Origin of the sequence: Agarivorans sp. 2_MG-2023 (genome assembly GCF_030548085.1) — a bacterium.
In the GTDB taxonomy this organism is placed as follows: domain Bacteria; phylum Pseudomonadota; class Gammaproteobacteria; order Enterobacterales; family Celerinatantimonadaceae; genus Agarivorans.
This window is the reverse complement of record NZ_JAUORQ010000003.1, coordinates 52,477-65,880: the sequence shown is the minus strand read 5'-3', so window position 1 is coordinate 65,880 and position 13,404 is coordinate 52,477. Positions and strand designations below refer to the sequence as shown.

General features: G+C 46.0%; 9 protein-coding genes. 4 read left to right on the top strand and 5 right to left on the bottom strand.

Annotation, left to right across the window (positions count from 1 at the left end; translation table 11 throughout):
- Window positions 1–15 precede the first annotated feature (15 nt).
- The 5 genes from Q4549_RS05325 to Q4549_RS05305 form a co-directional block, all read right to left on the bottom strand.
- Complete coding sequence (locus Q4549_RS05325) at window positions 16–648, bottom strand: glutathione S-transferase (protein WP_303549865.1); 633 nt, start codon at window positions 646–648, stop codon at window positions 16–18.
- Window positions 649–796: 148 nt separating this feature from the next.
- Window positions 797–3,721: a glycoside hydrolase family 48 protein gene (locus Q4549_RS05320; RefSeq protein ID WP_303549862.1), complete on the bottom strand. Its 2,925-nt coding sequence runs from the start codon at window positions 3,719–3,721 to the stop codon at window positions 797–799.
- 485 nt (window positions 3,722–4,206) lie between these two features.
- Entirely contained in the window at window positions 4,207–7,419 is a 3,213-nt protein-coding gene (locus Q4549_RS05315; RefSeq protein WP_303549859.1) for a glycoside hydrolase family 48 protein, read from the bottom strand.
- 870 nt (window positions 7,420–8,289) lie between these two features.
- Window positions 8,290–9,555 (bottom strand): L-methionine/branched-chain amino acid transporter, encoded by a 1,266-nt coding sequence (gene yjeH / locus Q4549_RS05310; RefSeq protein ID WP_303549856.1) that lies wholly within the window; start codon window positions 9,553–9,555, stop codon window positions 8,290–8,292.
- Window positions 9,556–9,623: 68 nt separating this feature from the next.
- On the bottom strand, window positions 9,624–10,499 hold the full coding sequence (locus Q4549_RS05305; RefSeq protein ID WP_303549855.1) for a LysR family transcriptional regulator: 876 nt from the start codon (window positions 10,497–10,499) through the stop codon (window positions 9,624–9,626).
- A 138-nt stretch (window positions 10,500–10,637) separates the two neighbouring features.
- Here Q4549_RS05305 and Q4549_RS05300 point away from each other — a divergent pair, with 138 nt between their 5' ends.
- The 4 genes from Q4549_RS05300 to Q4549_RS05285 are packed head-to-tail and all read left to right on the top strand — an operon-like array spanning window position 10,638 to window position 13,281.
- Complete coding sequence (locus tag Q4549_RS05300) at window positions 10,638–11,057, top strand: DoxX family protein (protein WP_303549852.1); 420 nt, start codon at window positions 10,638–10,640, stop codon at window positions 11,055–11,057.
- 46 nt (window positions 11,058–11,103) lie between these two features.
- On the top strand, window positions 11,104–12,093 hold the full coding sequence (locus Q4549_RS05295; protein WP_303549849.1) for a glutathione S-transferase family protein: 990 nt from the start codon (window positions 11,104–11,106) through the stop codon (window positions 12,091–12,093).
- Complete coding sequence (locus Q4549_RS05290) at window positions 12,090–12,860, top strand: class III extradiol ring-cleavage dioxygenase (RefSeq protein WP_303549846.1); 771 nt, start codon at window positions 12,090–12,092, stop codon at window positions 12,858–12,860. Before Q4549_RS05295 ends, Q4549_RS05290 begins: the two co-directional genes overlap by 4 nt.
- The gene (locus tag Q4549_RS05285) at window positions 12,853–13,281 is read left to right on the top strand and encodes a heme-binding protein (RefSeq protein WP_303549843.1); all 429 of its coding nucleotides are present in this window, start codon (window positions 12,853–12,855) and stop codon (window positions 13,279–13,281) included. Before Q4549_RS05290 ends, Q4549_RS05285 begins: the two co-directional genes overlap by 8 nt.
- The last annotated feature ends 123 nt before the right edge of the window (window positions 13,282–13,404 follow it).

Genomic DNA, 13,404 nt, shown 5'->3' with positions numbered 1-13,404 from the left:
TGTTGAATAATCCCCCTAAGGGAAGCTCACTTCTTGTTGGCTGTCTAACCAGGTCGGGTATTTTTGCATGATTGAACGAAACAATGCCGAATCAATGAACTGCTTTAACCAAGCTTGTAGCTGTGGGTAGGGGGCTTGCTCAAACCACTGTAAATCTACCGAGGCAAACTGGCGAATAAAAGGTAATAAGGCCATATCTGCGAGGCTTAATTGCTCGCCCATTAGGTAGCGACTTTGGCTAAGTTGTCGATCTATTTTTAGTAAAAACAGCTCGCCTTGCTGGCGGTAGTCTTCGGGGCTGTGTTCGGGAAAGCGCACCGCGTATTTGTATTTATCGAGTGCAGATTTAAATTGTCCGTCATTCTCTTCTACCCATTGCAGCATTTTGCTGTGATTGGGAGCAAGCCATGCTTGTGGATCGGCTTGTTCAAGCGCCCACAACATAATCTCAACGCTCTCTTCTATCACTTCACCGTTTTCAAGCTTTAATACGGGCACTGTGCCCTTGGGTGAAAGCGCGAGCATTTCCTCCGGCTTGTTTTTCAGGAGTATTTCTCTAAGCAACACAGGTGTTTGGCTTACAGCAATGGCTAGGCGGGCGCGCATTGCATAAGGGCAACGGCGAAAAGAATAGAAAGTGGCAGGCATAAGAGATGTTTAGTTTAGGTTCCGTTGGGCTGACCATACCCAGTTGCTGTTTAGCTGGCAAGTGTTGGTTTATTCTAGGTTCATTGTTAAATGAAGGAAGGAGGCACGGGGCCTCCTTAATTAGTGATGCTTTAAACGAACTAAGTCATTAGTTACAAACTGCGCCAGTTACTGTTGGGATTGGGGCGGGGGCGTTGGCCACGCCTTTATTGCCTTGCAAACCAAAGGTAACAGATTGCCCTGGTTGTATTTGGCCATTCCACGCCAGTGCTACCGCATTGTATGGATTCGCACCGCTGATGGTGGCATTCCACCCGTTGCTCATGGTTGAGCCGTCACTATAGCTCCAGTTTACATCCCATGAGTTAATCACTGAGCTTGTATTGTTAGCAATGGTAACATTGGCAACAAAACCAGTGCCCCACTCGTTGTCGATGGTGTACGTACAGTTAGCTACTACGGGGGCTTCGCTTACGATGATGGTTTTGCTCGTGGTATCTACACCGCCTTTACCATCATCAACACTGAGCATCGCGCTATAGCTACCCACTGCTTGATAGCTGTGGCTTGCACTGACTCCAGTGGCAGAGTTGGTATCACCAAACGCCCAACTGTAGCTAAGGGTATCGCCATCTGCATCGCTTGAGCAGCTAGCATCAAAGGCCACAGGGTCACCAACATACGCTGAGGTTGGTGTTGCGGTAAAACATGCTTCTGGAGGAAGGTTACTATTTGGGTCTTCTACCGTTACCGTCACCGTTGCTGGATCTGAGGTAAGCTGCTCATCATCGGTAACCGTATAGGTAAAGCTATCCACTCCTACATAGCCAGTATTAGGCGTATAAGTTACTTGCGGGCCAGTACCACTTACCACGCCATTGCTGGCTTGGCTATAGCTGTAGCTAACAATGCTACCGTTGCTGTCACTACCTTCTAAGGTAATGCTGGCTGGCGTGTCAATATTCGTGCTGGCACTTATATCTTTGGCCGTTGGTGGGCAGTTCACATCACAGCTTATCGGGAATAAATCCTCAAATAGAGCATTCGCTGTAGCTACGTCAACCTGTGCCCAGTATCGGTGATAGGTGTACGTTGGGTCGCGGTCTTCGCTAATCGCATTTTGTAATTCAACGTAACCTGGATCGGTACTGTTATAGAAAGGACGCATACTGCTAAAGGTAGTGTTTGCGTTTAGGTCTGCGCCTACTGCATTTACGCCGCTCCAGCCTGCAGGGAAGTATACCGGGTCGTTAATTCTGTCTCGGTAATCGCCGCGTGATTCAGGTGCTGATACCCCCTTGTCGGTGCGGTGGTTTGCCCAAAATCTGTCTAAAATATTCTGTGCAGCATCTTTAGCACCTTGGTGAACTTGCCCTTGGTGTTTTTCTTCAGCGGCCGCGTAATACATCAAGGCTTTGGCTAAGCTGTGAGCTACACCTACATCTTGGTTTTGCGACGTCACCGTTACGTGTAAGTTGGTATTGGCTTGCGGGTTTGCTGGGTCCCATTTTTCTGGTAAGCCGCTAAATTCGAGGCCAGCAGCCAACTTAACATCGTTATTGCTAAAGTCGAGTACTGCTAAGCCTGTAGCGGGAGTGCTATCTAGGATCCAGCCAATCCATTTATCCATAATCGCTTTAGCACGGGTTTCGCCAGTAATGTAGTAGTATTCGGCTACGCGCTCAGTGCCCCATGCTTGCCAGCCAAACCAAGTGCCTGAACCGGGATCTTCATACACTGGGTTTTCGTCGTACACCATGCCGTAGAAGGTTGCGTCTTGGCGCTCTACCGGATAAGTAGAGTAAGTGCCGTTCCAACTATTGGTCGCCCCGCCAGAAAATGCACCTTCTGCTGATTGAGTCCATTGGAAAAACTCGAGAGAGCGCTCTAAACCTACCGTCCAATCTTCTACCGAGTTAGGGGCTAGTGGTTTTAGCTCTGGGATTTGAGATAGTGCGTACGCAGCCATAGGGTTTTGGTAGGCGTAGTGAATATGGCTAGAGCCAATGCGCCAGCCCCAGTTCTGGCTCGTATCAATTGGGCCGCCCCAAGAGTAATACCACGACATTAAATAGTGGGCAGAATCATAGCCAGTGCCTGCGCTACCTTGTTCATCTTGTGAGCCAATTTTTTTGAAGTATTTATCAAACATGGCTAAACGCAGGTAGTCGCCCATTTTTGAGGTTTTAGCCATTAAGCCAGGCGCCACCACTTCTGGGTCTACACCTTGGTCTTTCATCCATTGCAGTGCCCAGTACATAACTTGGACCACACGTGCATCGGCATCGGGTGCATTGGTGTAGCGCCACTGCGCAGCAGGTGCTTGCGGCTCCGACACAAACAAATCTAAAAAGCCGTACTGGCCACCCCACTTAAACTCTTCCCAAGACGGGTGGGGGACAGTTTCCCACACCGATTCTTGCTCGCCACGTTGAAAGGTATTGATGTAAGAAGGAGTAGAGACGCCGTCGCCTAAGTTGCCATATTTGTAGGTATTGTCCATATCCAGTAGCCAATGCATACCGTATACGTCCCAGGTTCCGTAGGTGCTTGCTAGCCCAGCACTAATGGGGTCTTCACCTACTGCTGCGCCTGAATCAAGCGCCAGAGGATAACTGGACGGTAATGGTCCCTCTGGCACATAAGTGGCTTTACCTGATGCATAATTTGCTGCCGTTGGCTGCATGGCCGAAGTAGGAATGATTTGGGTTTCAATGATTTCCCAAGCGTCGATTAGTGGTTGCCAATCACCGGTAATTTTACCGTGCACTGCTTCTAACCACAGGATGTATGAGTAGGCTTCTGAGGTTGACTCGTGGCCATGATCTGGCGCTTCAATAATAAAGGTTTCGATAGAATGGTAAGGGCCGCCGTCGGCGCTTAAGTAGCCATTTTCGGGGTTATAGATCTCGTTGCGCATTTCGGTAAATCTATCTTGATATACCCCTGCATTTGCCACGCTACTTAAACCTGCTGTTGCAAGTGCAACGGCAATAGATAGGCGTAAAGAGGGATGTTTAAATTTGCTTTTAGCCAGCTTGGACTGCTTGCTAGATGTTTTAGATAAAAACATGTGAATCTCCGTTTCATGTGAAAATACTCATCGTGTAGATGAGTTGAGTATTATCAATAGCAGGCGAGTCGTGGCTGGGCAGCTCTGTGCTAAAAGCTGTATTCTTCGTTCGCTAGCTATTTACCATTTGCTATGCATGTATGTTTATTCAACTTATTTGTGAGCTCGGCTAGTGTTCGCTCTACGGCGAAGTCTTTGCGGCAAATTGCGCCCTCACGGTATTGACTAATCACATAATTCCCCCATGCGAATAAAGGTATAATTCACCTTTTTTATTTTTATTTTGTATTTACACAATAAAAATTAGAACTGTGAGCAAAGCACAAACTAAAAGAACGGTAAGAAATTTAGCGGGGATATTTCAGGCAAATGCCTCAGAAAATGAGAGCTTGCTTAGGCAGCTAAACGTGATTAGCGGAGATTAAATACAAAAAAGGAGACCGCGAGGCCTCCTTTACTTATGGATTATTAAACGAACGGTGGATCTAGTTACACACTGCACCGGTTACGGTTGCTACAGGAGCAGGACCGTTAAATACCGCTTTATTACCTTGTAGGCCAAAGGTTATCGATTGACCAGGTTGGATTTTTGAATTCCAATTAAGTGAGCTGGCTGAGTATGGGTTGCTACCACTAAAGTTAGCATTCCAACCGTTGCTCATTTCTGAGCCATCAGCGTAGTTCCAGCTTACATCCCAACCATCAATCACTTCGTTGCCGTTGTTGGTAATAGTTACTTTAGCTACAAAACCAGCGTTCCAATGGTTTTGAACTTCGTACTTACAGCTTGCACTTGATACTGGCGCATCAGCAATAGTAATGGTTTTACTCGCGGTATCTACACCACCTTGGCCGTCATCTACGGTTAATACCGCATTATAGCGACCCGCTTGGGTGTAACTATGTTGAGCAGAAGCACCTGTGCCCTTGCTGGTATCACCAAAGGCCCAGCTGTAGCTTAGTGTGTCGTTATCAGCATCGCTTGAACAGCTTGCGTTGAAGCTGATTGCGTCACCAATGTTGGCACTGCTTGGTGTAGCGCTAAAGCAAGCTTCTGGTGGTAAGTTACCAGCAGGCTCTTCAATGGTAATGGTTACGTTGGTGCTATCTACACCACCTTTACCGTCATTTACCGTTAACATCGCATCGTAAGTACCCGCCATTGTATAGCTATGCTTAATTGACGCACCACTGCCGTTGCTGTCGTCGCCAAAGGCCCAGCTGTAAGTTAAGGTATCGTCATTAGCATCACTTGAGCAGTTTGCTTCAAAGTTGATGATATCGCCTACCATTGCGCTGCTTGGAGTAGCAGTAAAACAGGCTTCTGGTGGCACGTTGCTGTTAAGATCTTCCACGCTAATCGTCACCGTAGCTGGTGCAGAGCTAAGTTGCTCATCATCGCTTACGGTATAGGTAAAGCTATCTACCCCTACAAAACCACTTTGTGGCGTGTAAGTGACTTGTTTACCGTTGCCACTTACTGTGCCATTCGCTGGCTGAGTATAGCTGTAAGCTTCAATAGTGCCGTTGCTGTCACTGCCTTCTAAGGTAATGCTAGCAGGCGTACCTACTGAGGTTTTAACCGCTATATCTTTAGCTGTTGGTGCGCAACCATCTGCACAATCAGCCTCAGGGAACAATTCAGAATACAAGGCGTTTGCTGTTGCAACATCTACCTGCGCCCAGTAACGGTGGTAGGTATAAGTTGGATCGCGACCTTCGGCCATGGCGTTTTGTAGCTCTTGATAACCAGGATCCGAACTATCATAGAATGGACGCATGCTTGAGAACGTTGTATCAGCGTTTAAGTCTGCGCCTACTGCATTCTTACCAGTCCAACCCGCAGGGAAGAATACTGGCTCGTTAATACGCTCAGGGTAGTCACCACGAGTTTCAGGTGCCGAAACGCCTTTATCTGTGCGGTGGTTAGCCCAGAAACGGTCCAAGATCATCTGAGCCGCATCTTTAGCACCTTGGTGAACATCACCTTGGTGTTTTTCTTCTGCTGCAGCGTAGTACATCAGAGTTTTAGCCAAGTTGTGGGCTACCCCAACGTCTTGTCCGTGATCAATAACTTCTACATGTAAGTTGTTGTTAGCTTTAGGATTAGCCGGATCCCATTTTTCTGGTATACCAGAGAAGGCCAGCGTAGCGGCAAGTTTTACATCGTTATCACTAAAGTCTAGAACTGGCAGACCTTTTTCTGGTGTAGCGTTTAATACCCAAGCTACCCATTTGTCTAGAATGTCTTTGGCGCGTTTCTCACCTGTAATGAAGTAGTACTCAGCGACTCGCTCAACACCCCATGTTTGCCAGCCAAACCAAGTACCTGAACCTGGATCTTCATATACTGGGTTTTCATCGTATGCCATACCGTAGAAAGTATTGTTAGCGCGATCGGCAGGGTATGTGTCGTACTTGCCATTCCAGCTGTTGGTTGCACCGCCAGAGAATGCACCCTCGGCTGATTGTGTCCACTGGAAGAACTCTAGAGAACGTTCTAAGCCAGTGTCCCAATCTTGCACAGAGTTAGGCGCTTTTGGCTGTAGTTCAGCAATTTGAGATAGCGCATAAGCGGCCATTGGGTTTTGGTAAGCAAAATGAATGTGGCTTGAACCAATTCGCCATGCCCAGTTGGCTGAGGTATCGATAGGGCCGCCCCAAGAGTAGTACCAAGACATCAAGTAGTGAGCAGAGTCATAACCCTGGCCAGCACTGCCTTGTTCGTCTTGAGAACCAATTTTTTTGAAGTACTTATCAAACATGGCTAAGCGCAGGTAATCACCCATTTTAGCTGCTTTGGCCATTAAGCCAGGCGCAACTACTTCAGGATCTTGGCCACGTTCTTTCATCCATTGCAGTGCCCAGTACATTACTTGTACGGCACGAGCATCGGCATCAGGAGCGTTGGTGTAACGCCATTGTTTTGCAGGTGCTTGAGACTCGGCAACAAATAAATCTAAGAAGCCATATTCTCCGCCCCAGCTAAAGTCTTCCCACGATGGGTGAGGAACAGTTTCCCATACAGACTCTTGCTCACCACGTTGGAAGGTATTGATGTATGAAGGTGTTGAGGTTCCGTCGCCTAAATTACCGTATTGATAAACATTATCCATGTCTAACAACCAGTGCATACCATATACATCCCAAGTACCGTAAGTAGAGGCTAAACCAGCACTAATAGGATCTTCACCAACCGCTGCGCCATTAGTAAGTGGTAGCGGATAGCTTGACGGCAATGGCCCTTCTGGAACATAAGTCGCTTTACCGTTGGCATACTTATCTGCAGTAGGTTGCATTTCAGACGTAGGGATAATTTGTTCTTCGATAAGATCCCAAGCTTTAATTAGAGGCTCCCAGTCACCGGTAATTTTACCGTGAACGGCTTCTAACCACAGTATGTAAGAGTAGGCTTCTGATGTTGACTCGTGCCCATGATCTGGTGCTTCAATAATAAACGTTTCAACAGAGTGATAAGGGCCTCCATCAGCACTTAAATAGCCGTTTTCAGGGGCATAAATCTCATCACGAATCTCGGCAAAGCGATCCTCATACACTGAGGCGTTAGCAATACCAGAAAAGCTAACACCAATCAGTGCGCTAAGAATTGCAGTGGTTAGTTTAGAGCGTTGTATAAATCCTGTAGCTTGATTTAAACCATGCTGATGGTTCAAACCCAAACGTTTAGCAAATTGCATTGTAAACTCCATTTTAAAAAAGAAGCCCTTTGCAAGGGCGTCGCTGTCACCTTTAGAACACATTGGTCACTGTTGCTGTGTGGGGCTTTATAGCCGCTTCACTTTGCAACAATTATGTATACAGCTCGGTAAAGCAGAGTTCATCGCCAATCCTTTGGTTAGCTTGGGCGTGTTACTTTTTTCACAGGGGAGTAAACACCTAACCAACTGATTGCACGATAAACCCGCGGCTAAAGGTTTAAATTAAATAACAAAAATATCTATAGTTGATTTTGTTACCAAATCTTTAGGTGTGATCTAAAACAGCGAATGATTAAAAATAGAACGGATTTAGCTTGTGGTTTCATGCGTGGTTGCATAAATATGTGATTTTGATCGGGTTGAGTGTCGGCGAGAATATCAATTATTTAGCAGTTTTATACAATAATTACTGCTGTTATAAATATTAACTTATGACTTAAAAGTAGCTTTTATTAACATTTATTGTAATAAAATTAACCATTTATAATCATTTCGATAGGTGTTTAAGTGTTCCTCTATGTGAACATTTCGCGCTAAAAAAGCGAATAAACCGTTAATGTAAGTGTAGCTATTAAATGATATTTATGCATTTTTGTCAAATAAACTGTCTCCTTATTGAGACAGGCTAAATGTTCGTACCTAGCTAGGAATAGACTGGGCTGTAAACGATTTTGGTGAGTTATCTGTTTTTAAGGCGATAGTGCTGTCTTAAATTGGCGACAATGGTGAGGCTTATTTTGCTTAGGCGGTGGGCCAAATGAACTTGGGTAGATTGAAGTAGATAAAGTAGCGCAGTATTGAATTGGCTTAGTTTAGGGCAGTGTTTACGGCGAAACCAATATATGAAGTTTATTTAGGTAAGGCTCGGTTATTTAACCAGGCTAGCTTTCGCAATTTAAACGCGAAAAATGCCGCTGCGAATACAGCTAAACATAGCAAGCCGCTGCTGCCTATAACCAATAATATAAGGCCACAGAATAGTGCTGAAAAGCCTGCCGCGTAACGCATTGCTCCTTTTAGCAATTTTACACCGGCTAAGGCAGCGGCCAAATAAATCACTACGAATAAGCCATTGGCGTATTCCAACAAATAGGCGAAAGAGAAATCCCAATAATCTCGAGCAATCAACACTAAGGCAATTGACGCAGTTACAATACAAGTAGCGACAATTGGTGAGCCGTTGGCGCTGCATATTCTTAAAGGGTGTTGATTGCCTTTTTCCTCAGCTGTGCTGTAAAGCATATTAGCAAAGCTGATGACATAGAGGTTGACCGCACAAAAGCAGCCGAAAAATCCTACCGCAGCTACTAAACTTGCCGCCCATTTTCCACTAGATAAAGCGGCGATATGGGTAATAGAAAGCAGGTTTTGTTGCTCGCTGCCATAGGCATGCATAACGACTACCGCATAACTAACCAGCACATACACAAATGCAGCACTGCCTACGCCCAGCAATACTGACTTAGCAAAATCACGTTCGGGGTTGTTGAACTGCTTGGCCACATGGCAAATGGCTTCTATGCCAACAAAGCACCAAAACATTAGTGCCATTGACTGGCCTACAGCGTCTAAAGAAAAGTTAGTTTGAGTAAATTGTTGTTGCGGGAAAGGCTGCTTGATCATCACCTTAAAGCAAATAAACAAAATGGTGCCAATTAAGGCAAGGCTTAGCAGAGACTGTACTTTAGCAGAGGTTTCTATACGGGCTAGGTTCATTAAAAAAACTAGTGCTAGCATGGCGAGCTCTAAGTAGATTAAGGGCAGGCTAAGCCCTCCAAACACTTGTCCAAAGTAGCTGGCGCCGGCAATAAATACTACTGGTGGACCAATGGGGGCTATTGATAAATACACCCAGCCAATAGCCTTGGCGGCGTCTTCGCCAAAAGCTTGTTTAACGTAATAGGCGGTGCCGCTTTCATGTGGGTAGCGTTTGCCTAATGCAGCAAAGGTAAATACTACCGGCAACATGGCAATAATCATGATCAACCACGCTAATAAAGAGTACGCTCCCGATTGATCAGCGGCGAGGGCAGGGATAATGAGTACACTAGAGCCAAGCAGTGCCGAGACTAATAAGCTGGCTCCTTGAATTACCGATAAACGCCCTTGAGCCAAGATTAATCCTTAATCACTGTATCTTGCAGAATGCCAATCTAACAAAGTCCTTTGTTAATAACCATGCTTTAGACGTGATGCTGTAAATGGTTAATAAAAGCACTCACTTTTTTGGTGAGGTATTGGCGATGTGGGTAAATAGCATACACACCAATGTCGTTGTTGAGGTAGTCATCAAATAAGCTCACTAAGCTGCCGTTGGCGAGTTGCTGCTGCACGGCAAATGCTGGTGACAGACAGATACCTAAACCTTGCTCGGCAGCCATCGCAGCGGCTAAGGCACTGTTTACATTGAGTTGCTGATTCACTTTTACACTGTGTATTGAACCTTGGCGGGTAAACTGCCATTTATTCCCACCTCGGCGGTTGCTATCTACGATGCAGGCAAGGGTAGATAGCTGCTCGAAGTGAGTTACGTGGTGTTTTGTTACAAATTCAGGGCTGGCGACGAGTACTTGTTTGTAGCTGGCAATCTTTCGCGCAATCAAATTTGAATCGTCTAATTGACCAATACGTATGGCGAGGTCGAAGCCTTCTTCAACAATGTCGACATAGCGGTCATTTAGCACCAACTCTACTTTTAGCTGAGGGTGCTTTTGCATAAAGCTAGGTAGTATTTTCATTAGGTTTAGCTCGCCAAAGGTTTGCGGCGCACTTAAACGTAACCGTCCTGACAACTGCTCATTTTGTTGCTGGCTGTATTGGCTCAAATCGTCCACTTGCTCAAGAATAACTCTAGCCCGTTGATAGATCTCTTTACCCGATTCGGTGATCGACAAAGCTCGAGTGGTTCGGCTAATTAAGCGACTATTGAGCTGCGCTTCTAGCTGGCTAACTTGCCGACTGACTATCGCTTTGGTTTTACCTAAGTGCAGGGCGGCTTGAGTAAAACTGCCATGTTCTACCACCGCAACAAAACTAGAAAATAACGCTAGGTGATTCATTCGTTCGCCTTAATTGTATACAAATAGTAAACAATGTGTCGATTGTAATGGATATTGTTTACAGATTAAAGCGGGACGATACTTCCTTTACGCCAGCCACTGAGCTTGGCCTTAATCAACGTCACTAGGAGAATAACAATGGATAACAGACAAGCCTTATACGCTGGAACTTTATTACGCATCAGTTTAGCGGTGATGTTTCTATCTCACGCATGGTTAAAGATAGCGGTGTTTACTCCTGCGGGCACTGCCCAGTTTTTTAGCTCATTAGGTTTACCGGGTGCGCTTGCTTATTTAACCATTGCTGCTGAGTTGCTGGGCGGCATAGCGCTATTGCTGGGTGTAAAAACTCGTGTGGTTACAGCGGGATTGCTGCCAGTGTTATTAGGTGCTTTGTTTTTTGCTCATGCTGGCAATGGTTGGTCGTTTTCAAACCAAGGCGGTGGCTGGGAGTATCCGCTATTTCTCGTGATGGCTTCATTTGCGCAAATACTGCTAGGCGATGGTGCTTATGCCTTAAAGCCTAAAGCCCTATTTAACAACACCGCGAGTGCTTAGCCCGACTCACCGATTCAATCGTAAAAACCACAACTAAGGAACGAATATGTTAATGAATGGCGAGTGGCAAGCGGCCTGGGATCCTTATCAAAAAACCAGTGAAAACGGCGACTTTATTCGCCAAACATCGAGTTTTAGACATTGGGTTACCAAAGATGGAAGCGCAGGTAGAACCGGGCGGGCAGGCTTTAAAGCTGAGCCGAATCGCTATCACCTTTATGTGGCCTTAATATGCCCGTGGGCCAGCCGAGCCTTAATGGTGAGAAAGCTCAAAAAACTGGAGTCGGTGATAAGTATTAGCATTGTTGACCCGCGCATTACTGAGCAAGGCTGGGGTTTTGCTGGCAAAGGGCTTACGGGGCTAAAGGGCGCGAGTGAAGACCATTTACACCATAAGCAGTTTATTCATCAGCTTTATACGCATGCGGATCCTAAGGTCTCTGGTAGAGCCACTGTGCCAGTGTTGTGGGACAAATTCACCGACACCATTGTAAATAATGAATCGGCAGACATTATCGAAATGCTAAACAGTGCGTTTGACCAATGGGGTGATACCAGTATTAACCTGCGTCCCCTGCATTGGTTGGCAGATATTAATCAACTTAATCCATGGTTATACGAGCATATTAACAATGCAGTATATCAAGCGGGGTTTGCCCAAAGCCAAACCGCTTATAAAGAGGCAGTGAGTAGGTTGTTTGTGGGCTTAGAAACACTAGAACAACGCTTAAGTGATGGCCGCGATTACCTGTTAGGCGATGAGTTGAGTGAAGTTGATGTAAGGCTGTTTGTTACCTTGGTACGTTTTGACGCCGCTTATGTAGGTGCATTTAAATGTAACCTTAAGCAATTGCAGGATTACCCATTATTGAGTGATTACTTGCAGCGTATCTATTTGCTTCAAGGCGTGTCGGAAACGGTAAATATTGAGCACATCAAGCAAGGTTACTATTCAGTTAAAGCTTTAAATCCTAGCGGTATAGTGCCGATAGGGCCGAAGCTAACTTTCTTGCCCGCTAATAAGGTGACTTTATGAACACCTTAGCGCCGGTACTGTTTTTATCTCATGGTTCGCCAATGCGAGTGCTGGAGAGTAGCCCTGCGAATACCTTTTTAAAAAACTTAGCGGGGCGTATAGCTACGCCAAAAGCGATTGTTGTGGTGTCTGCCCACTGGGAAACTACTGGTTTGCGTTTTACTCAGCAAGCGCAGCTAGAAACAATTTACGACTTTTGGGGCTTTCCGAATGCGTTAAACCAAATTAAGTATTTGCCTGACAGCCCTGAATGGTTGCACCAAACACTTAAACGGAGTTTGCCCCACGTTGCGGGAACCAAGCGGGGCTTAGACCATGGCGCGTGGTCACTACTACACTTGATGTACCCCAAGCAAAATGTGCCAGTGGTTGGGCTTAGTTTGCCTCGTGACGCAAGCTTGGCGGAGCTATATGCCCTAGGTGAACAACTGGCTGGTTTACGAGCTCAAGGCATAATGTTGATCACCTCTGGCATGGCTACGCATAACTTGGCAGCGTTGGCTTACCGAGGCGAGCCCAATAGCTGGGCACTGGCGTTTGTAGAGTGGCTTCAGCACGCAGTGGAGCAGTGCAACATTCAAGCCTTGCTTAATTATCGTCAGCTAGCGCCTGGCGCTCAACAATCACATCCGCGAGATGAACATCTAAGGCCGCTGTTTGTTGCTTTAGGCGCAGCAGGAGCACAGCCTGCTAAGTTAATACACGACTCTTGGGAGCTAAAAAACGGCAATAATTCTAGCTGGCTTTGGGGGGAACTTAATGAATAATCGCGGTATTACTTTACGCCAAGCCCGTAGTCTAATCACAGAATCTTTAGCGTTAGCAAGGGGCAAGGGATTACCGCCTTTGTCGATTGTTGTTCTAGATAGTGGCGCACACCTAAAAGCCATGGTTAGTGAAGATGGCGTAGGGACTCAGCGCTATCAAATTGCCTTAGGCAAAGCTCATGCAGCATTAGGCATGGGATTTAATACTCGGCAGTTTTATCAATTGGTTAAATCAGAGGTACTACCAGAAATGTTTGCGGCAACTATTAACGGGGCAACGGGCGGTGAGTTTATTCCTTTGCCAGGCGGCGTGCTTATTGTTGAGCAACAGCAAGTTATGGGGGCAATCGGTATTTCTGGCGCATCGTCTGATCTAGATGAATGGGTCGCGACTAACGCTATTGCAAGGTATACCTCTTAAACCGCTATGTAATGCGAGGGCTATGTTAAGCAAATCGCTGTTAGATGCCGTTTACTCCTAGAGACTTTAATTTGGATTTTAGGTAATCTATTGATGGTTTAAACAATAGATTCTATTAGCAAT